This is a genomic window from Paraburkholderia caffeinilytica (assembly GCF_003368325.1).
GTDB lineage: Bacteria > Pseudomonadota > Gammaproteobacteria > Burkholderiales > Burkholderiaceae > Paraburkholderia > Paraburkholderia caffeinilytica.
Window position 1 is genome coordinate 2,831,782 of sequence record NZ_CP031467.1, and the last position, 20,372, is coordinate 2,852,153.

Here is a 20,372-nt window from a genome sequence, read left to right on the forward strand (position 1 = left end):
GCTGAACAACGTTAGCATCGGCGTCGTCGGTGAATCCGTCTATTTGACCCGTTTTGTGGGTAAACGTACTAGTGTGCAATGGCTTCGGCTGAACGGAGCTAGCTGATGGCGGTTGTCGCCGATCCTGTCGCGGTAAGGTCGTATTTGGCTCTCGATGAAAAAACGCGCCAGCTTGCTGGTGCAACCTAACAAATCATGCGCCGGCGGCGTTTCGCAGCGATGCATTACATCGCTGCGAGTGGCCGACCCAACGGCGTTCCGATTCGACGGAGATTCAGCTTGCGGGCGATCAGGCTTCCGGCGCTCTCGATAGCGACCAGCTTCGGCGCGAGCGCGGCGACGTGGGTGCTATTGCAGCAGTTCGCCGTGCGTGGACTCGTAGCAGTCAAGTTTCTGGCGATTGGCCGGATGCTCGGGCCGGCGGCAATCGGCAGCGTGAGCGTGGCTTTGCTCGCGGTGGCGATTGCCGAGGCGTTGTCGGACACGGGTCTCGCGCAAGCAGTCATTCAGGGCGAACATCCGCCGTCGCGCTCGCAACTCGGCGCGGTGTGGACGACGCTGACCGCGCGGGGCGTGCTCATCTCGCTGCTGCTGGTCGCGCTCGCGCCATTGTTGAGCACCCAGTTTCATCTGAACGGTTCGCTGGTGCTGATCCAGCTTGCCGCGCTGCTGCCGCTGTTACGCGGACTCGCATCGCCCACTTACTACCTTGTGCAGCGCGAGCGGCGCTTCCAGCATATTGCCGGCGTCGAGGTCGGGGCGGCGTTGGTCGATTGTTCGGCCGGACTGGCGCTCGCGTATTTCGGCGCCGGTGCGGCCTCGGTGCTGCTCGGTCTCGTGGCCGGCGAAAGCCTGAAAAGCATCCTCACCTGGGCGACGATGAAACCGCGCCCGCCGATCCGCGCCGTATGGTCGGGCATCGGCCACTACGTCGGCTTCAGCCGCTGGATCTGGGCGAGCAGCGTGATCAATCTCCTGCTCAATCAGTTCGACAAGGTCGTGGTCGGCAAACTGCTCGGCCCGGCGCAACTGGGCGGCTATCAGATGTCGTCGCGGCTCGCGCAGATGCTGCTCGCCGACGCCGCCATCGCCATGTCGCAATACCTCTTCCCCACTTTCGCGGCACGTCATCGCCGGAGTCCGCAGGCAGCGTCGCGGCTGATCAAGATCTATCTGCTCGTGATCGCGATCGGGCTGGCGGGGTTCGTCGAGATCCTGAGGTTGATCGCCGAGCCGCTCTTTTCGCTGATTCTCGGCGCGGCCTGGTTGTCCGCGGTGCCGCTGTTCAGAATTCTGGTGATCAACATGGCGATCGGCGCGTTGATTGCCGTGCTGGTCGCGTATCTGCGCGCGGTGGGCGACGCGAAGGCGACGGTGCATGCGTCGCTGATCCAGGTCGTCGTGCTGCTGGTCAGCGTGCCGGTGGCGGTTCATTGGTGGGGTGTGACGGGTATTGCCTGGTCCATGACGCTCGGTCTTGGCTGCGCCGCTGGGTGGATGCTGTTCAGAACGCTGACTGCAAGGACTTCGTGATGCGCGTCTTACATCTGGTTCTGGCGCCGCGGTTGTCGGGCGCGGAAGTCCTCGCCAAGGATCTCGCGATCGATCAGAACGCCGAAGGCATGGCCGTGTGCGTGGCCTCGCTGTTGCCCGCGCACGCCGAATTCCTGCCCTTGCAGGAGGAACTGCAGCGGCACGGCGTGCAGTGCTGGTTTCCGTCACGGCGCAGGCGACTCGCCGGCAAACTGTCGACTTTGTTCGTCATGGTGCGGCGATTTCGCCCGGACGTGATTTTCGCGCACGCCACGATCCCTTCGTTTTATGCGCGGGCGCTGCCGCTGCGGGTGCCGGTCGTCTACGTCATGCATTCGGCGACCAACGATTTCGAGCGGCCGCTGTTCCGGCGCGTCGAGCACATCCTGTCGGGACGTGCCCGCGTGGTGATCAGCGTATCGCAGCAAGGCATGACCGACTACGTGCAGGCCATCGGGCCGCATCCTTCCATGATCGTGGTGCCCAACGGAGTCGACCTCGGCCGCTTTGCGTTTACCGACGGCGCCGGGCAGAGCGGCCGGGCGCCCCAGGTCGTGCAGATCGGGCGGTATGCGTCGGTGAAGAATCAGCTTCTGACGGTGCGCGCTTTCGGGCAGGTGCTCGAGCAGGTGACGGACGCGCGTCTCGTGCTGCACGGCGTGGTTGAAGATCCGGATTACCAGCGCACCGTCATTGGCCTCGTGCAGAAACTGGGGATCGCGCACCGCGTTGTGGTGGCCGGCCCGCGCACCGATGTGGCGAGCGTGCTGTCGGAGTCGAGCGTGTTCGTCATGCCCTCGCGCTCCGAGGGACACAGCGTGGCGTTTCTGGAAGCGTTGGCCTCCGGTATTCCGATCGTCGCGAGCAAGATTCCGTCGTTTGCTTTCGCGAACGGCTTTCCCGGTGTGCAGCTGGTCGATACGGACGATGTGCCGTGCTACGCGGATGCCGTGGTCGTGGCGCTAGGTCAGGCACGGGCGCAACGCTCGCTGGCCGGTCTGACGCTCAGTGACACGGCTGCCCGCTATCGGGCGATCGCGCATCAGGTCAGCAGTCGTCATCTCGCCGTGCCGGCCCGCTAGTTCTTCTTCACCTCGGCACGGGCTATTGCTTGCGTTGAGACAGCTGCCGGTCAGTGATGGCTGATGGCGGGGCTGCGCTCGTCGGGTCTCGTCTCGGCCGCGGGCGTCGACGGCCACGCGCTTGCCAGTTCGGACTCGCGCATCGCGAGGGTCAGCAGGCGCCGGGCTTCCTTGCTGCTCGAGTCGACCTGCAGGGCATCGCCGGCTTTGTGCCAGGCGCACGTCCATCGTGCGACATAGGCGCAACCTCGCGCCACGCTCAGGAGCGCATCCCGTTGCCGTTCACGCGCGGCGACGGTTTCGCGCATGCGCAGCGCGTCGGGGTTGTCCGGCTGGGCCGCGATGGCGGCCGCCAGGCGCGCTTTCGTTGCCGACAGATTGTTCTGCTGCAGATTGGCGCGAGCGGACCGGATCTGCTTCGAGGCCTCCACGGGCGATTTGGCGGGTGGGTTGTTGCTCTGATCGCTCGGGTTGTGTTTTGCCTCGGCCGATGCGCTCACCACGCGCCGCGGAGCCGGCGGCGCAGCAGCCGGTGGCGGGACAGGGGGAGATCGGACGGGCGCGGGCTTCACGGGCCGTTGAGCGACGTAGACCGGTGCGGACCGTTGAGCGGCGGCAACCGGCGGCCTGACGTTCTGAGTCTTCACTTTGCCGGATACCGCGATAGGGGTGCCGTCGTTCGAGTCGTTGCTGTGGATGAAACCCAGGTACACGGCGGATGCCACAACCAGCATCGATACGGCGAGCACGACCGGCTGGCGCCGTCTCTGCAGGACTGGGGCGGCGACCGACGACTCGTGAATAGTGGAATAGGGATCGGTTAGCGCTCGCGAGGTCGGGCGCCAGATTCGCGGCGTTGTTAGCCGCGTTGCCAGCATCGGCTGGGTGTCGCCCAGCGGCACGCTCAAAGGGGGCGGTGGCGGGCGGCGTGCGCCGAGCAAATCCACCGGACGCGCGTTGCACTCGGGGCACGGCGTAAAGCGACCGGCCAGCGACGCACCGCAGTGCTCGCATTGGGGGTAATCATGCGGATCGGAAGTAACGTCGCTAAGCATTGCCGTTTCGCAAACGGGCGCCGAATGCCGGCGCCACAATCGAAAAGAACCGGGCACGGCGGCGAGGCTTGCAAGCGGGATTACTGCACGACGACGTAACCCCTTGCTTGCATGCACGCGCCATACGCGGCCCAATACTGTGTCATTGGCGGTTCTGGTGCAGGCAGCGGCGGCAGCTTCACGCCGGATGCCGCGGCCGTCTGTGCCGCGCCGGCTGTTGCCGTCTCCGAGGCGCCGTTATCCGCGCGGGTTGCCGACGCCGGCGCCGGCGCGGTGGCTGCGTTAGTCGCGGTAGTCGCGGTAGTTGCGGTAGTTGCGGTAGTCGCGGATGCCGTAGTCGAACTTGCCGGCTTTGTCGCCGCAGCGCTCGTCGCCGTGCTCGCACCGGCTCCGCTTGCTGCAGGTGCGGTCGCGGCTGCGGGCATGCTTACACCCGGCGGGGTCGCGGAAAAGCTGCTGGGAGGCAACGGTGGCCGTGACGGCGCTCCCGTCGACGACGTTTTGGCCGGCGCAGGTTTGCGCGGCGGAATCTGCGATTCGTGCGCGATGTTGATCTTGGTCTGCTTGTTGGCCGTGGCGTAGCACATCGCCGCGTCGATGCTGCGCTGATACGCGCCTTGACTGCGGATTGGATAGATGAGCGGCTGCCATGCGAAGGCAGCACTGCTAAAGACCCATAGCGTCAATGCCGCATATATTCTGATTCCCATCGCAGTCGCTCCCGCAGCGATGTTTCGCCGTTCGCCGGCAATCGCGCTTCGCGGTATGTTCTCGTGGCTGCTGATTGTGCCGCTGAACGGCGGCGCATTGCCGCGAAGGCTGCTTTCTTCAGCGTAACACCGGGCCTTGTCGACGCAAGGCGCTGTATAGCGCGCGAAAACGCCATCCTGCAGTCGAATCAAGACACCTCGGCGTGAAAAGGCGGAAAAGCGCGGGAAGCAGGACGAAAACCTGGGGGATTCCCTGGACGCCGCGCGTCAGAGCCTCTCGAGAACCTCGAGGAACAGCAATATGCCGATGAAAAAGCCGATCCATCTGACGGTGGTCATAAGGTTGGAAAGCCGAACAGCTAGCGAATTCACGGCATCCGCAACAGGGTTCGTCAGTAATTCGTCATTGCGGCCGCTGTTTGCCGCGGCGGCACGCAATTGAGTCGTGGCGAGGTCGATACGAAGGTGGGTGACATAGCCCATTGCGATTTCCGGCCATTCGATCGTGCCGTCGCTTTTGTTGGGCCTGAGAAAAAGCTTCGGCCCGCGTTGAGCGTCGGCCATGGCACTTTCGGCCGTGTAGAGATGCCGCAACGCCAGCCCCAATTCGACCGAGCCCAACTGGCTATCGGACATCGCCTTCGAAAGCGCCTGTATGCAGGCTTCGGGAATGTGGCAGGCGAGCCACCACTGATCGGGTTCTTCGGTCTCCGCGTCGGCCCGATTGACGCCGAGACGAGCAGTGCCGAGCGGCACATCGGAAAACGAAATACCGAGTTCGTCCTCCAACTCGCGCAGACCTAAGCGGTCAGCCTTGCTGACGTCGCGTGCCTTGAAGGACACCTCGACGGTGCGCATTGCGTGTTCAGCATCGCCAATGATCGACAGCTCCTGGCCATCGAGATGTGCCACGCCGTGCAGCGAGGTGGAAAGCGTGGGCTGTTTGTCTGCGTCCACAGGCTCTGCGAGCTCTTGCGCCACATGAAGCTGCTCGAGCCGCAACCACATCGACTTGGCCGGGAGATACGTTCGCTTCTCGCCATCGACCCCAACATGTTCGAGGGCGCGATCCGTTCGCTCGATCAATTCCGTCGCGAGGTTTTTTTCGAAAAACACCATGGTGCGCCCCACTCGTGAGTGCATAGAGCCCCTGGGCGTAAACGACAAGGGCGTGGGTGTTGTCCGCCTGAGCGCGTGGTCAAGGCGCCGACGGTTGCGCATTGCAACGCAATACGCTGACGGGAGGGATTCTACCCATCCGAACGTTTGGGTGATATTAGGAAGAGCACATAGAAATAGCAATTTCTTTCGGGGTGCCGCGCGAGCGCTGCACATAGGCGCCCGGTTCCTGCACCGGGCGTCCACGAAGAGCACCGACTGAGACATGCATCGGGTATTTCCTGCGATTCACCTACACGCCGATGCACCGGATTGCGATCGCGGCGGGGTTTTCCCCTGGATTTGACGTAAGTCACCAAGGCTTGCGAACGGATGTCATCAGAGACGGCCACCCCGTCGCATTGTGTGTATCGATCACCGGCGCGCGTCGCAGGAAAGTTGTTCGTGTCACGCCGGAGACTGTCGTCGCATCTCTCTTAGCCCAGCGACGTGACAAGGCCTGCGCCGCGGTCGAGCTTGAAGATCGAGACGACTTGCACCAGTTCATGGGACTGGTTGCGCAGGCTGTTGGCCGCGGCGGTCATTTCTTCCACCAGCGCGGCGTTTTGCTGGGTGGCCTCGTCCATCTGGGTGACCGCCTCGCCCACCTGGGCCACGCCCAGGGATTGTTCGTTGCTGGCGGCACTGATCTCACCCATGGTGTCGGTAACGCGGCGGATGGAGCGCACGACTTCGGTCATGGTGAGGCCGGCCTGTTCTACCTGGGCCGAACCTTGAGCGACGCGTTCCACGCTGGCGCCGATGAGCTTTTTGATTTCCTTGGCCGCGTCGGCGGAACGTGCGGCCAGACTGCGCACTTCATTGGCCACTACCGCGAAGCCGCGGCCCTGCTCACCGGCACGGGCTGATTCCACCGCGGCGTTCAAGGCGAGGATGTTGGTCTGGAAGGCGATGCCGTCGATGACGCCGATGATGTCGGCGATTTTCCTGGAGCTGTCGTTGATACCTTTCATGGTTTCCACGACCTGATTGACGACTTCGCCACACTGGATGGCGACGTCAGATGTGTTCATGGCCAACTGGTTCGCCTGACGGGCATTGTCGGCGTTCTGGCGCACGGTGGAACTGAGCTGTTCCATGGAGGCGGCGGTTTCTTCCAGGGCGCTGGCCTGGCTTTCAGTGCGGGCGCTGAGGTCGTCGTTGCCCTGGGCGATTTCGGCACTGGCGGTGGCCACGTTTTCCGAGCCGGAACGTACGTTGGAGACAACGCGCACGAGACTGTTTTGCATGTCTCTCAGGCTGTTGAGCAACTGGCCGACTTCGTCGGTGCGGTGGTTGTCGATACGGGCGGTCAAATCGCCTTCGGCGACCTGGCGGGCTACCGCAGTGGCTTTTACCAGCGGTCTGGTGATGCTGCCCGAGATCAGCCACGCACACACCACGCTCAGCAGCAAGCTGACCACGCCAAGGGCGATCATCAGCAGGCGGCTGAATTCGTAGTTGGCCTCGATCTGCGTGGCCACCTTGTCAATTTCCTCGCGCTGCTGCTTCACTAACGCGTCGACCTTCGCTACGAAGAGCCTGGAAGCAGGGATGAACTGTTGCTCCAGCAACTGGTTCGCCTCCTCGGCTTTGCCCGACTTTTTCAATGCATAGATCTGGTCGCGGGTAGAGATAAAAATTTTGCGCTGTTCACCAATTGCGGCAAACAGCGACTTTTCCTCGTCCGAGCTCATCAACGCTTCTATCGACTTTTGCAAGGCTCCCGACACCTTGGACGAAGCCATTGCTTCTTCCACGAAGTAACTGGCAAGGCCAGGGTCAGCGCTCTTGGCAATCGCGGTCGTGCGGGTGACTGCGGTATTGATATTGCGCGACCAGTCGCTGACAAGCCGCTCGGTCTGGATTGGATTGGCAACCAGATCGCGGGTCGCCTTCGCCACAGAGGACAGGCGCGCAAGCCCTATGACGATGCTGATCATCGACATGATCAATACCAGAACGAAGCCCGCCGCCAGTCGCTTGGCGATGGGCAGGTTGGAAATAAACGTTGGCATAGTCAGTTGCTTCAATAAGAGGGAAATACCCGCTGACAATACGGACTATCAGAGATCGCTCACTACAGGTATACGGCAGCAAGCGCTGAAGACTGAAGGCATTATTTGACGAGGCATTCCTTAAATCGGAGTAAGGATGTCCTTATAAGAAAGTCAGCTTGAGCGGAGCCCATCGTCGTAATGGATCCATCGACGGTCGTTTGAGCATCTCCGCGGTGATCAATGAATACTTTTCCTCGGTACGGGCGGTCGCCAGTACGCGTGACTCCTGATGCAGCAACAGTCTGGCCCACGCTAGCAGTCGGCAATGGGCAACGGGTGACGGGACACACCGTCAAGGCGGCATCTGCGGAGCGGGGATGCACGGGGTGAAGAAGGACGGGAAGTTTCGGAAATGGAATGCCCCATCTCGGCTATTTACTTTCCGCAATTCGGCCATTAGATTGGCGGCCGTCTGGATATCTTTTCATCTGTTGCAATCCACGCAGTCCAGACCTTGGCTATGCGATGTCGCATAGCTTTTTTTGCTCTCTGCGAGAAAGATACAGAAAGTTTCCATTCCTAATTTTTGGTCGTGTTTACCCAACACTTTTTTGAATCGCATTTCACCGGCAGTTATTCTGCGCTCCGCGGGTTCAACAACTCAAACTTAAGGACGCAGATGAAGAAGACCACACTGGCAACGCTTTCGCTGGCCATGCTCGGCGCAACCGGCGTAGCTCACGCACAAAACAGCGTCACGCTGTACGGGATCGTCGATACGGGCCTGACTTACGTTTCAAACGACGGCGGCAGCAAGTCCATCAGCATGTCGTCGGGCAACGAGTCCGGTAGTCGCTGGGGCCTGAAAGGCTCAGAAGACCTGGGTGGTGGCCTGAAGACAATCTTCCAGGTGGAGAACGGTTTTAATTCGACCAACGGCAAACTCGGCCAGGGTAGCCGCATGTTCGGCCGCCAGGCGTTCGTTGGCCTGAGCAGTGACAAGTGGGGTACGCTCACGGCCGGTCGTCAATACGATCCGCTGGTTGACCTGGTTCAGCCGGTGCAGGGCGATGGCTTCCTCGGTGGCGTGTTCATCTCGCCGGGCGACATCGACAACGCCGACAACAGCGCGCGCGTGAATAACTCGATCAAGTACACCTCGCCGTCCTGGTCCGGCCTCCAGTTCGAAACCATGTACTCGCTGGGCGGAGTGGCTGGCGCGATGGGCTCGGGTCAGAGCTACGCTGCCGCAGCTGCATACAGCAACGGTCCGGTTAACCTGGCAGCGGGCTACTACCACCTGAGCAACGGCAGCGGCACGAACCGCGGTACGACGACGTGGGACTCGCTGTTCAACACGGCGGTCAACGCGGCGTATTCCACTGCGGCGTCGATCAACAATGCACGTATCGGCGGCAACTACGTATTCGGCACGGTGACCCTGGGTGGCTACCTCAGCCACGCCGAATACACTGTGGACGGTAGTTCGACATTCAAGCAGGCTGAAAAGTACAACACGGGTTCGGTGTACGCCGTCTGGCAGGTCTCGGCACCGCTGCAGACCGAGATCGGCTACGTGTACCTGAAGTCGAGCGGCAACTCGTCGGCAAAGTACAACCAGTTCGCGGTCGCGGCGGACTACTCGATCAGCAAGCGTACGGACTTCTACGCATGGGCAGCGTACACGACTGCATCAGGCACGCAAGACTCGTCGGGCACGGCCGCAGTCGCTGTCATCGGCTCGGCAACAGGCGATTCGGGCTCCAGCAAGCAGGCTACTGTAACCGTCGGTATCCGCCATAAGTTCTAATTGGTAGATGCCCTAAGGAAAGCCCGCATTGATGCGGGCTTTTTTGCTGTTATCACCCCGTTGTCACGCTCTTGCTAGTGCAACCTCTCCATGAAGTACAGGGAAGTGCTCGGGAGCGTTTGGGGAAAATATGCCCAAATCGCAGCTTGCCTTGCGAAGGGCTCTATCATCCACCGTCTCCAGAACGGTCACGCATTTCCCACACATTTCATTACTCGACCGAACTCTCGATTGGCGATCCTGAAGCGTTATTGTTTCGATGACGACCGGGCACAGATCGGGCGTTCAGCGTTGAATCGGCGCACTAGTCCTGAGTGGATGCATTGGTGGCGTCGGCCTGTACCAGCGCGCGCACGAGCAGGTACACGGCTGGCAGATTGTCGTCGTCACGTCGCCAGTCGACGGGTTCGTCGAGATCCATCCCGGACAAACGACTGTCCTCGAACCGGACAAACGTTGAGCGTACGGTCTCGTCGTGCCTTGCCCGGAAGCCCCGATTCTCGAAGACCTGTTCGTCGATTGTCAGCAGCGTGCGCCAGGTCGGCAATTGCGCGCCGCTTGAGTAACGGCGACGGCCATTGTCGAGGTAACGACCTGCGACCGTGGCAATGGTCTGCTGGAGGTCGAGCGACGCGCTGCGGAGTGCGCGTTCGAGGGCGACAGGATCGATGTCGTGGACATCCCTATCAAGAGCAGAGTCGTTAATCATGCTGTTATCTTCCTGAGGACTCACGGCAACTCGTAGCATCAGAGTTGATGCTTCAACGCTGCCTGGTTTCGCTGTGCCAACAACTGGCGGATCTGGGCAAGATAGTTATCGCCGACCGTGCAATCTTCAACAGGCCGGATAGGTTGACGAGGCGTTGGCGGACGTACGCCGAGATAGCGGCACACCGCTGACAGGTAGGGTTTGCCGTTGCCTCCCAGATGTCGCGCAGCAGCCGCCACGCGCACGTCTCCGACATGCTTGCGCAACCACGCAAGCGTTTCGCGATCACCGTCGTTCAAGATGCGGATGAGCTGGTTCATGACCGATCCTGTATATAAAAACAGTACTGTAAATTTATACAGTATTTGATCGGGATGCAAGTCAATTCGCAGGACGCCGGATTTGGCGGGAAGACGCGCTCGGGTCGGATAGTATGATGAATCGTCGGCGCTCGATTAACCCCGATCGAACGCCTCGATCACCATCTATCGAGGCCGTAGTGAGGACGGCCCTCAAGGTTCTGTTGTTGTCCTCGTTGGCTTTGCCAGCATGGTGACAGCGCTTCTGTCTCTTCTCTCAACCCTACGGCCATCGTGTCCAGGTTGGACGAAGCATTCCTGGCTGCCAGTGGGTTAAGGGATTTCCCCAGGCGAACGGTCGCCGGGAAAATGCGAGCGATCCGGTCGTCGATCGGCCCGTTCGCGAGTGATCGATGTCCAGTTTGACGGTGGCAAGACCATGCGGGTAGAACCCTGTTTTGAAAGGGAATTATTCGAGCCCGTCAGGATTTTGCTGCAGTGCGAGGTTCAGGCTCAAGTGAACGAAGTTCAACGGTAAGTAAATCCCGACAACGCCCGAGCAAGATCCCTTCTTGAATTTGTCACCACCCGTCCATATAATTAGCACTCGCTGCACGAGAGTGCTAACAACATCGCCGGCTGGCTCAGCCAGCCGGGTTTTCTCAGCGTTCTTCAGTCTCAATCAAGAGAGGAGTATGTATGAACCTTCGTCCTTTGCATGATCGCGTGATCGTCAAACGTCTGGATCAAGAAACCAAGACTGCGTCGGGCATCGTGATCCCCGAAGCCGCAGCGGAAAAGCCGGATCAAGGCGAAATCCTCGCAGTCGGCCCGGGCAAGCGTGACGACAAGGGCGCAGCAATCGCGCTCGACGTGAAGGTTGGCGACCGCGTCCTGTTCGGCAAGTACGCAGGCCAGACCGTCAAGGTCGATGGCAACGAACTGCTCGTGATGCGCGAAGAAGACATCATGGCCGTGGTGCAGAAGTAAGCGCAAAGCCGCTACTTTCCCGGTCATATCCAAAGAATTCAAGGAGTTAGAAGATGGCAGCTAAAGACGTCGTATTCGGTGATTCCGCCCGTGCCAAGATGGTCGAAGGCGTGAACATTCTCGCGAACGCTGTGAAGGTCACGCTGGGTCCGAAGGGCCGCAATGTTGTCCTGGAACGCAGCTTCGGCGGCCCGACGGTCACCAAGGACGGTGTGTCGGTCGCAAAAGAGATCGAACTGAAAGACAAGCTCCAGAACATGGGCGCACAAATGGTCAAGGAAGTGGCTTCCAAGACCAGCGACAACGCAGGTGACGGCACCACGACCGCAACGGTTCTGGCTCAGTCGATCGTCCGCGAAGGCATGAAGTACGTTGCATCGGGCATGAACCCGATGGACCTGAAGCGCGGTATCGACAAGGCTGTTGCAGCCGCGATCGAAGAACTGCGCAAGATCAGCAAGCCGTGCACGACCAACAAGGAAATCGCTCAGGTTGGCGCGATTTCGGCAAACAGCGACTCGTCGATCGGCGACCGTATCGCTGAAGCAATGGACAAGGTCGGCAAGGAAGGCGTCATCACCGTTGAAGACGGCAAGTCGCTGCAAGACGAGCTGGACGTTGTCGAAGGTATGCAATTCGACCGCGGCTACCTGTCGCCGTACTTCATCAACAACCCGGACAAGCAAGTTGCTGTTCTGGACAACCCGTTCGTGCTGCTGCACGACAAGAAGGTCTCGAACATTCGTGACCTCCTCCCGGTCCTGGAACAAGTCGCGAAGGCTGGCCGTCCGCTGCTGATCATCGCAGAAGACGTCGAAGGTGAAGCACTGGCAACGCTGGTTGTGAACAACATCCGCGGCATCCTGAAGACGGTGGCTGTCAAGGCTCCGGGCTTCGGCGATCGTCGTAAGGCCATGCTGGAAGACATCGCGATCCTGACCGGCGGTCAAGTCATCGCTGAAGAAACCGGCCTGACGCTCGAAAAGGCAACGCTGGCTGAACTGGGTCAGGCGAAGCGTATCGAAGTGGGCAAGGAAAACACGACGATCATCGACGGCGCTGGCGAAGCTGCAACCATCGAAGCACGTGTGAAGCAAGTGCGCACGCAAATCGAAGAAGCAACGTCGGACTACGACCGTGAAAAGCTGCAAGAACGCGTCGCCAAGCTGGCTGGCGGTGTTGCAGTGATCAAGGTCGGCGCTGCGACCGAAGTCGAAATGAAGGAAAAGAAGGCACGTGTCGAAGACGCACTGCACGCAACGCGCGCAGCTGTGGAAGAAGGCATCGTTGCTGGCGGCGGCGTCGCTCTGATCCGTGCACGCACGGCGATCGCCGGCCTGAAGGGCGCTAACGCCGATCAGGACGCAGGTATCAAGATCGTTCTGCGCGCAATGGAAGAGCCGCTGCGTCAGATCGTCACGAACGGTGGCGAAGAAGCCAGCGTCGTGGTGGCAGCTGTTGCAGCTGGCACGGGCAACTACGGCTACAACGCTGCAACCGGCGAGTACGTCGACCTGGTTGACGCAGGTGTCGTGGATCCGACGAAGGTGACGCGCACGGCGCTGCAAAACGCAGCTTCGGTCGCAGGCCTGCTGTTGACCACCGACGCAGCTGTTTGCGAACTGCCGAAGGAAGATGCGCCCATGGCTGGCGGTATGCCCGGCGGCATGGGCGGCATGGGCATGGACATGTAATTTCGATTGGGCCTCGGCTGAGGCCCAGTTGGAAACACATGGGGAAGTGCGTCGCGAGGCGTGCTTCTCGAAACGAAAAACCCGCAGAAATGCGGGTTTTTTGTTTTGCGGCCGGCGCTCAGGCGGTTCGCTATGACGAAGCTTCCACGCAAGCGGGATTCGCCAGACAGTTGTCGCGCAAGTAGGCGAATATATGCGCCACGCTTTCGGCCGGCGTTTGCGTTGCGGTGTCTATTCTCAGCTCAGGATCGGACGGGGCCTCATAGGCTGCCGATACGCCGGTGAATGAAGCGATTTCTCCGGCCCTGGCCTTGGCATAGAGACCTTTCGGATCACGGTCGGCGCAGGTGTCGACAGAGGCGGAGAGGTAAGTCTCGATGAACTGGCCGGCGCCGATAATATCGCGCGCCATCGCTCTGTCTTCACGCATGGGCGAGATGAGCGCCGTGATGACGATGAGGCCGGCATCGTTCATCAATTGGGCGACGTGTGCCACCCGGCGAATATTTTCGCGTCGATCTTTCCTGTCGAAGCTGAGGTCGCACGCCAGGCCGTGGCGAATATTGTCGCCATCGAGTACATAGCATGCGCGCCCTAGTGAAACGAGTTGCCGTTCCAGTTCGAAAGCAATGGTCGACTTGCCCGCCCCGGACAATCCGGTCAGCCAGATGGTGATGGGTTTCTGGCGGAGAATCTGCATCCTGTCGCGGGCGGTAACGGAGCCCTGGAAACGTTTCAGGAAGGCGTGAGAGTGTCCCATTGTGTGTTTCCCCGGCCGTCAGGCGCAGTGCCAACCTTGCCGCCAGATTCCTGCGTTGTGCAGGCGCTCTGGCGAATTTGCGATCGTGACGTGAAAACCGTCTGACGCGGCCGTAGGTAGCGGAATTGAAAATCCAGCGTGGGCGCTCGGGTATCCGGCACTCGCAACGTCGGGTCGATACTCGCCACTCCAACCTCTCGCGACGACGTCCGTACCAATGCAGACTTCGAGTGGAACTCTTTCTTCCGGCCGGCTGAGATTGACAGCCCAGCCCGAAATTATACCGTCGTGGATGTTGTCGACAAAACCGTCGTACATGTCGGCGGTAATGTGGGGCTGGCTCTGCGCGAACGCTATGTATTCCCTGATAGGGGTGAGGTCGAACCGGTTGATGACGCGCACCACGTTCGAGAGGAATGCTTCGTCAAAACCGAAAACGATCGAACTGTGCGCGTACGGATTTTCCAGCTGATTGATCGCCTCCTGGATGGTGCGCACCAACGCCAGGGCCTTGGAAAAAACGTCGCCTGCCTCCATGGCGTGTTGCGCGATCGCCTGGTTGACGTCGCGAAAGAGCGCGTAATCGAAGCGATTCTCTTCGGCAAACGTTTGCCTCGCCGTTTCGCTCAATTCAGTTCTGTTTCTGGGTGCGCCGCTTGTTTTGTTGGTTTCGAAAAAAAAGGGCAGTTCGAGTCCAGTCTTTCCGCAGAGCCGAAGTAAAAATTCGCTCATGTCTTCGCAGACGCCGGTGGCGGCGATATGCCGGCGAACATGGGCTCGCGCGACTTCGAGGCTGCTTTCGTCGACCACGGAATGGCCGCTCAACATCTGGGTAAACAGGTTTTTGCCAGCGAGTGATTCGCTGACCCATTCGTCTAGCGAGAGGGTGCCGCGCCGAACCAGGGCCTCGGTTGCCGACACGCTGGCCCCTCGCACAACGTCCCCATTCTTGCCGTTGGACGCGTACCAGTAGTGCGATATCTGCCGTGCAAGCGGATCGCGCAGAATCGTGCAATACGTTAGCGGGGTCTTCAGGTTCCTGTGCATGCCATAGGGTTGATGGCCTCCGCCAATTCTTGTCGCCATCAACCTGGCGTGACTGCTTTCCCAGCCCTGCCGATCCCACTCGAAATTGACGAACTGATCTTTACCTTTGTTCAGATCAAAAAATGAGATGACGGTGGAGCCCCCGCTCTTCGGCGGATGGATGAAAAAAATCGGTGAGGCCATGGGCGCTAAATGACAGATTTACGAAATGTAAAGTCTAACCTGACGATAAGGCCGGGATGAGTTTGGCGCTGTAACGTTTAATTACAAGTTCAAACGCGTGTTGGCGTCATGAAAGGCGAGGCGTTTACTTTCGATTTCGCAAGGATGTCGTGTTCTGCCAGATGCTGAGACGAGGGCGGAGGGAGATATCCATAGACAAGGCAGGTCTGCCGGCGCAGAGCTTTCCACGTCGATGCGTCGGCAGACGGAGAAGAGCGGGTGGGCGGCAAACGGCCGGGAAGCCGGGAGGCGCGCTTCCCAAAACAAAAAACCCGCAGAGACGCGGGTTTTCACTGGGACCGTTTGGTTGCGGCTGATCTGGACAAGCTCGCCGGGCGCCTGCGGCTTGCGCGGCAGGCGCTTCGAGTCGTCAGTCAGTGCCGTGCTTCGCCCGGTGTGGCGTCCTTGCCGGTAGCGGGTGGCGTGTCGTCGTCGCTGCTGCGGGCCCAGAAGAAGCGGTCCGGCAAATAAGCACCCATCCCTGGTCGGAACGCGTTGCGCATTGCCTGATACAGATACTCCTGCCCCTCGCGCACGGCTTCCGCCGGCTCCTGGCCGTTGGCCAGCAACGCGGCAATCGCGGAACCGAGCGTATCAGTGATGCCCATGACCCGATGGCTGCCGCGGTCCCACATATCCTGGCGCAGTTGGCCGTCTTCGCTGAACAGCGTATTGACGAGGCGGTGCGTGCCGGTTTCCGTCGACAGAATGTACTCGCAGCCTTGCGAGAGCAGATGTGAAATCGCCGCATCGAGGCTCGGCGCTTCGGCGTCGCCGTCCGGTTGGGCGAGGGCGAGCAGCGTGGCCGAATCGGCGACCAGCAGGGTGGTTTGCGGCGCCAGCAGGTCGGCGATCGCCTCGCGCAGTTCGTCGGCGGCGAGCACGTGTTCGTCGTCGAGCGTGAAGTCGGGGGCGAGGATCAGCGGGATGTCGTCGTAATCGGCGACCACCTCGGCAATCGCGCTCACCACTTCCGCGCGCGTGCACGCACCGACCTTGAATGCGGCGATCGGCATGTCTTCGAGCAGCATCCGGGCCTGGGTCGCAACCACTTCAGGATCGAGCCCGGTGACTTCGTCGCAGCTTGCCGAATCGCGCACGGTATAGCCCGTGAGCACGGAGACGCCATGGCAGCCCATGCTGGCAAGGGTCATCAGGTCGGCTTGCAGGCCGGAGCCGCCGGTGGGATCGGAAAGGCCGAAGGTGAGGACGATCGGAGGCGTATCGCTGGGCATGAAGATTTACAAAGAGGGGCTGTATTTAGGCGCAGACGGTGCGCAATCGACTCAATTATGCGGCCTAAACCACTGGCAAGGCGTTTTTTCGCATTCTTCGGCGCGTTGCGGCAAGCCAGCGGCACGTAAGCCGTACGTAACCGGCGACCAGGCGCGACCTTGCGCGCAAGCACCAGCCAAACCGACGCAACCCTCTAGCCAAAGGCCGTCGCACGCTAAGTTTGCGCGTTTCTGATTGCTAGGCATTGGGGCGGCAACACGGTACCATCATGGCTCCCGTTTCCACGGACTCTACGACGCGACACAAGAATGGAATATCAAAGCTGGATGTGCCTGATTTGCGGCTGGATTTACGACGAAGAAGCCGGTTTGCCGGACGAAGGCATTGCGCCGGGCACCCGCTGGGAGGACGTTCCAATTAACTGGACCTGCCCGGAATGCGGCGCGCGCAAAGAAGACTTCGAGATGGTCCAGATCTGAGGTGCGAGGGGCAAACGGCGGTGTCCGGCTGAGCGCCATGCCGCGTGAGCGCGGCGCGGCGTTGTGCGGGCGGCGCCGGCTGGAGCGAACGCGGTTCACGCGCTCGGAGCGCAACCCCGACGCGGCGGCGCGGAACATCCCTGGTTGCACCGTGTCGCAGCGGTAATCTGTCATTGTCCTGTCGCCAGTTCGCACGTTAGCCGATCAATCTCGTGCGGCGCTGAGCGGCGGCCCGTCAGCTTCCTGTCGCCTGCCCATGACTCTTCGATCCGCTGCACCCGATTCCTTCGATGCATTGCCCAATCCGCGCGGCGGCGCTGTCCGTCCCGCGGAGCTGGCGCTGGCCGAGGCGCTGCTGGCGTTCGAGCGGCGCAGCGAGAGCACTTCGGCGCTGCTGCGCGCGTCGCACGCGTTGCGCGAGGCCGGCTGGCTGAGCGCGCAGCGCTTCGCGGACGCGCTGGTGCGGCTCTCGCCTTTGGCCGAGGGCGAACCCGCCGAGGCGGACAGCGCGCGGCTCGTATTCGGCGCCGCGCTGCGCGATTTTCGCGCGGCGCTCGAGCGCCACAATCTGCGCGAGCTGTCCTGCTCGCCCATGCTGTTCAATCACTATCACGCGCTCTGTGCCCATCTGTCGGAGCACACGCCCGGCTCGACCGTCGCTTTCGAAGATCTCGCGCTGAGCGGCCGCCCGGTGCCGCCCGTGTCGCTGCACGCCAGGTCCGCGGATCAACTGGCCCATTTGCGGGCGAGCTACGAGCGCGCGCTGCTGCCGGTGCTGCGTTCGCAGCCCGATAGCAGTGGCGCCGCGCTGGCGTTCACGAACGCGGCGCTCGACGAGCTGGACGCCGTCTTTACCGAACTCGCCGGTCCGGACCCCTACGATTTCTGGCGCCTCGCCAAAGCCTGCGCCAAGGCGCTGCGCGTCAGCGGCCGTGCTACCGGAGAAGCCGACGCGCGGCGTTTCTATGCGCGTTGCAACCTCACCCTGGCCGATCACGCGCACGGCATCGAGCGCGCGCCGCGTTCGCTGGTGCGCGCGACGCTGGCGCTGCTGTGGCGCGATTACGCGCTATTCGGCGCTGCGGCGGAAGACGCCGATCAGGTCGAAGTGCTGCACGACTACGGCTTGACGGTCGATTGGCATGTCGCGGGCACGCAGGCATCCGAGATGCTGTGGGAAGCCGGCGCCGTGCAGGCGCAGGCGGTCAGTGCGACCCGCAGCGCGCTGACGCGCGAACTGGGCGTGCTGAGCGTCAATGCGCATGCGTATGAAGATTTCCTGCAAACCGCGGACGCGTCGATTTCGGCGTTGGCCGAGCACGCCCGCGCGGCCGATCAGCCGGAGAAAGCCGATCCGAGCGAAGCGTTGCAGGCGGGCGACGCCGCCTACCGGCTCGGCGCCGCCGCGTGCGCACTGGGTCTCGGCCACGTGGCGCTGGTTGCCGATGCGCTCGGGCTCGCGTGGCGGCGCCGCGCGCACGCCGGCGTATCGACGCCGGCGGTGCGCTCTCACGTCATTGTCGGCGCGCCGGCGGCGAGCACGCTCGAGCAGGCTGCCGAAGCGTTGCGCGCGATGCTGCACAAAGTCGCGGCGGGCGTCGCACCGACAGGCAGCACCGCTGCGCTGGCCGCCTTGACGCGTTCGATCGAGCAGGGCGGCGCCTGAACGCTGCCGCGGTATGGGCCGCCTGTCCCACGCGCCGGGACGCCTCCTCATCTGCCAACAGCGAGGCGCAAGGCCCGCACCCGGAGGCACGCGATATGCGTGTCGCAAAACACCGCTAACCGCGCCATGGACAAGGCCTGCGTGCGTGATAGAGTGCAACTTGATTCGCCGTCGATGGCTCGCGGCGCACCTCATCGCGCACATCGCGGTCCCGCGCTCAAAGCCCGCCATCCCGCACCGTCTTTGCTAAAATCCGAACTATGTCCAAGAGTACCGATCGCATCAATCTGACCAACCAGTTCCTGATCGCCATGCCGAGCATGGCGGATCCCACGTTTTCAGGAACGGTGGTCTACCTTTGCGATCACAGTGAGCGCGGCGCGCTCGGTCTCGTGATCAACCGGCCGACCGATATCGACCTGGAAGCGCTCTTCAGTCGCATCGACCTCAAGCTCGAGATCGAACCCCTTCTCCATGTGCCCGTGTATTTCGGCGGCCCGGTGCAAACCGAGCGCGGCTTCGTGCTGCACGATCCGAAAGACGGCAATGCCTATACGTCGTCGATGTCGGTGCCGGGCGGGCTCGAGATGACCACCTCGAAAGACGTGCTCGAGGCCGTCGCGAGCGGCACGGGTCCGGAGCGCTTCCTGCTCACGCTCGGCCATGCCGGCTGGGGCGCGGGTCAGCTCGAGGAAGAGATTTCGAAGAACGGCTGGCTCACGGTCGAGGCCGATCCGAAAATCGTTTTCGACGTGCCCGCCGAAGAGCGTCTGGAGGCCGCGCTCGCGCTGCTCGGCATTTCACTGTCGATGCTGTCGGGCGAAGCAGGTCACGCATGAGCCTGGCAGCCGGACGTGAGGCGACGCTGCTTGCGTTCGACTATGGTGAAAAGCGGATCGGCGTGGCGGTGGGCAATTCGCTCACCCGCAGCGCACGCGCGCTCGTGATCGTGCAGAACCGCAGCCGCGAATACCGTTTCGAGGCGATCGGCAAGCTGATCGCCGAGTGGAAGCCGGACGCGCTGGTGGTGGGCTTGCCCATGCACCCCGACGGCACGCCGCACGAAATGACCCAACTTGCGAAGCGCTTCGGCAATCAGCTGAACGGCCGCTTCAATCTGCCGGTGACATGGATCGACGAGCGCTATTCGTCGGTCGAGGCGAAGGCGGAAATCCGTGCCGGCAACGGCCGCGCCGACATGCTCGACGCCGAAGCCGCCAGCATCATCCTCCAGCAATATCTAGACGGACTTTCCGACGATCATGAGTTCCATTGACGCCGAAGCGCTCTACAGCGTATTGCTCGAACAGATTCGTGCCGCTTATGGCGACAAGCTTTGCGCCGGGCAAGACGATGCGCAAGGCGCCGTGCTGGCCGGCATCTACAGCGGCGGCGCGTGGCTTGCCGAGCGCCTCGCGCACGACCTGCAGGTGCCGAGCTTTGGCGTGGTGAATGTCGCGTTGCATCGCGACGACTACGCGAAAAAAGGCCTGCACTCGCAGGCAAGTCCAACCTCGCTGCCGTTTTCCGTGGACAAGCGCCGCATCGTGCTGGTGGACGACGTGCTGTACACCGGCCGCACGATTCGCGCGGCGTTGAACGAGCTGTACGACTATGGCCGTCCGGCATCGGTTGATCTGGCGGTGCTGGCCGATCGCGGTGGACGCGAATTGCCGGTGGCGGCGCGCTTCGTCGGCGGCGTGGTGGATGTGCCGGCCGATGCGACGCTCGTTCTTGCCCGCGAACAAGGCGGGGCTGACGGCAGCACGCTTTTCACATTTCATACTGAAGCACGCGTTGATTGAACGCGACTCCACCTATCCAGCAAAGCGGTTCGTGCGCTGTGGCGCTGAACGCGCCGATTGAACTGGTTGAACCGATTGAACCGATCGAACCGTCATACGCAGTCAGCATCGACACCG

The 20,372-nt window shown here is 61.6% G+C and carries 19 protein-coding genes; 10 read left to right on the plus strand and 9 right to left on the minus strand.

Translation table 11 applies throughout. The features are described 5' to 3' along the window. Positions 1-279 precede the first annotated feature (279 nt). Positions 280-1,533, plus strand: coding sequence for an oligosaccharide flippase family protein (locus DSC91_RS28955; protein ID WP_115781994.1), 1,254 nt, complete (start codon positions 280-282; stop codon positions 1,531-1,533). Beyond that, the gene (locus DSC91_RS28960) at positions 1,533-2,615 is read left to right on the plus strand and encodes a glycosyltransferase (protein ID WP_115781995.1); all 1,083 of its coding nucleotides are present in this window, start codon (positions 1,533-1,535) and stop codon (positions 2,613-2,615) included. The genes DSC91_RS28955 and DSC91_RS28960 overlap by 1 nt, the downstream gene beginning before the upstream one ends. Before the next feature lie 50 nt (positions 2,616-2,665). Here the strand turns inward: DSC91_RS28960 and DSC91_RS28965 are convergent, their stop codons facing one another. The 4 genes from DSC91_RS28965 to DSC91_RS28980 form a co-directional block, all read right to left on the minus strand. Then, positions 2,666-3,670 carry a hypothetical protein gene (locus tag DSC91_RS28965; RefSeq protein ID WP_115781996.1) on the minus strand — a complete coding sequence of 335 codons (1,005 nt, stop codon included), beginning with the start codon at positions 3,668-3,670 and terminating at the stop codon, positions 2,666-2,668. Between the two features lie 80 nt (positions 3,671-3,750). Continuing rightward, complete coding sequence (locus DSC91_RS38350; RefSeq protein WP_115783548.1) at positions 3,751-4,380, minus strand: hypothetical protein; 630 nt, start codon at positions 4,378-4,380, stop codon at positions 3,751-3,753. A gap of 267 nt (positions 4,381-4,647) precedes the next feature. After that, positions 4,648-5,499 carry a hypothetical protein gene (locus DSC91_RS28975; RefSeq protein ID WP_115781997.1) on the minus strand — a complete coding sequence of 284 codons (852 nt, stop codon included), beginning with the start codon at positions 5,497-5,499 and terminating at the stop codon, positions 4,648-4,650. Between the two features lie 476 nt (positions 5,500-5,975). Beyond that, the gene (locus tag DSC91_RS28980; RefSeq protein WP_115781998.1) at positions 5,976-7,556 is read right to left on the minus strand and encodes a methyl-accepting chemotaxis protein; all 1,581 of its coding nucleotides are present in this window, start codon (positions 7,554-7,556) and stop codon (positions 5,976-5,978) included. A gap of 661 nt (positions 7,557-8,217) precedes the next feature. Between DSC91_RS28980 and DSC91_RS28985 the strand changes: the two genes are divergently transcribed. Further along, positions 8,218-9,348 (plus strand): porin, encoded by a 1,131-nt coding sequence (locus DSC91_RS28985; RefSeq protein ID WP_115781999.1) that lies wholly within the window; start codon positions 8,218-8,220, stop codon positions 9,346-9,348. Between the two features lie 304 nt (positions 9,349-9,652). Here the strand turns inward: DSC91_RS28985 and DSC91_RS28990 are convergent, their stop codons facing one another. Further along, a complete protein-coding gene (locus tag DSC91_RS28990) occupies positions 9,653-10,057 on the minus strand; it encodes a DUF2471 domain-containing protein (RefSeq protein ID WP_115782000.1) in 405 nt (134 codons plus the stop codon). Between the two features lie 38 nt (positions 10,058-10,095). After that, complete coding sequence (locus DSC91_RS28995; protein WP_115782001.1) at positions 10,096-10,377, minus strand: CppA family protein; 282 nt, start codon at positions 10,375-10,377, stop codon at positions 10,096-10,098. Positions 10,378-11,055: 678 nt separating this feature from the next. Here DSC91_RS28995 and groES point away from each other — a divergent pair. Continuing rightward, complete coding sequence (gene groES, locus DSC91_RS29005; protein ID WP_008923887.1) at positions 11,056-11,346, plus strand: co-chaperone GroES; 291 nt, start codon at positions 11,056-11,058, stop codon at positions 11,344-11,346. Between the two features lie 53 nt (positions 11,347-11,399). Continuing rightward, entirely contained in the window at positions 11,400-13,040 is a 1,641-nt protein-coding gene (gene groL / locus DSC91_RS29010) for a chaperonin GroEL (RefSeq protein WP_115782003.1), read from the plus strand. Between the two features lie 130 nt (positions 13,041-13,170). On the opposite strand, the gene cysC is transcribed toward groL, so the two are convergent. The 3 genes from cysC to DSC91_RS29025 form a co-directional block, all read right to left on the minus strand. After that, positions 13,171-13,800 (minus strand): adenylyl-sulfate kinase, encoded by a 630-nt coding sequence (cysC, locus tag DSC91_RS29015; protein ID WP_115782004.1) that lies wholly within the window; start codon positions 13,798-13,800, stop codon positions 13,171-13,173. Positions 13,801-13,818: 18 nt separating this feature from the next. Beyond that, positions 13,819-15,030, minus strand: coding sequence for a sulfotransferase family 2 domain-containing protein (locus tag DSC91_RS29020; RefSeq protein ID WP_115782005.1), 1,212 nt, complete (start codon positions 15,028-15,030; stop codon positions 13,819-13,821). Positions 15,031-15,443: 413 nt separating this feature from the next. After that, positions 15,444-16,304, minus strand: a complete 861-nt coding sequence (locus DSC91_RS29025) for a hydroxymethylpyrimidine/phosphomethylpyrimidine kinase (RefSeq protein WP_115782006.1) — start codon at positions 16,302-16,304, stop codon at positions 15,444-15,446. A gap of 309 nt (positions 16,305-16,613) precedes the next feature. Here DSC91_RS29025 and DSC91_RS29030 point away from each other — a divergent pair, with 309 nt between their 5' ends. From DSC91_RS29030 to pyrR, 5 genes are all read left to right on the plus strand, one after another. Then, on the plus strand, positions 16,614-16,784 hold the full coding sequence (locus DSC91_RS29030) for a rubredoxin (protein WP_006047743.1): 171 nt from the start codon (positions 16,614-16,616) through the stop codon (positions 16,782-16,784). 256 nt (positions 16,785-17,040) lie between these two features. Continuing rightward, the gene (locus tag DSC91_RS29035) at positions 17,041-18,450 is read left to right on the plus strand and encodes a FimL-related protein (RefSeq protein ID WP_115782007.1); all 1,410 of its coding nucleotides are present in this window, start codon (positions 17,041-17,043) and stop codon (positions 18,448-18,450) included. Positions 18,451-18,710: 260 nt separating this feature from the next. Continuing rightward, complete coding sequence (locus DSC91_RS29040; protein ID WP_054041678.1) at positions 18,711-19,289, plus strand: YqgE/AlgH family protein; 579 nt, start codon at positions 18,711-18,713, stop codon at positions 19,287-19,289. After that, a complete protein-coding gene (gene ruvX / locus DSC91_RS29045; RefSeq protein WP_115782008.1) occupies positions 19,286-19,726 on the plus strand; it encodes a Holliday junction resolvase RuvX in 441 nt (146 codons plus the stop codon). The genes DSC91_RS29040 and ruvX overlap by 4 nt, the downstream gene beginning before the upstream one ends. Continuing rightward, entirely contained in the window at positions 19,713-20,255 is a 543-nt protein-coding gene (gene pyrR / locus DSC91_RS29050; RefSeq protein WP_115782009.1) for a bifunctional pyr operon transcriptional regulator/uracil phosphoribosyltransferase PyrR, read from the plus strand. The genes ruvX and pyrR overlap by 14 nt, the downstream gene beginning before the upstream one ends. Positions 20,256-20,372 lie beyond the last annotated feature (117 nt).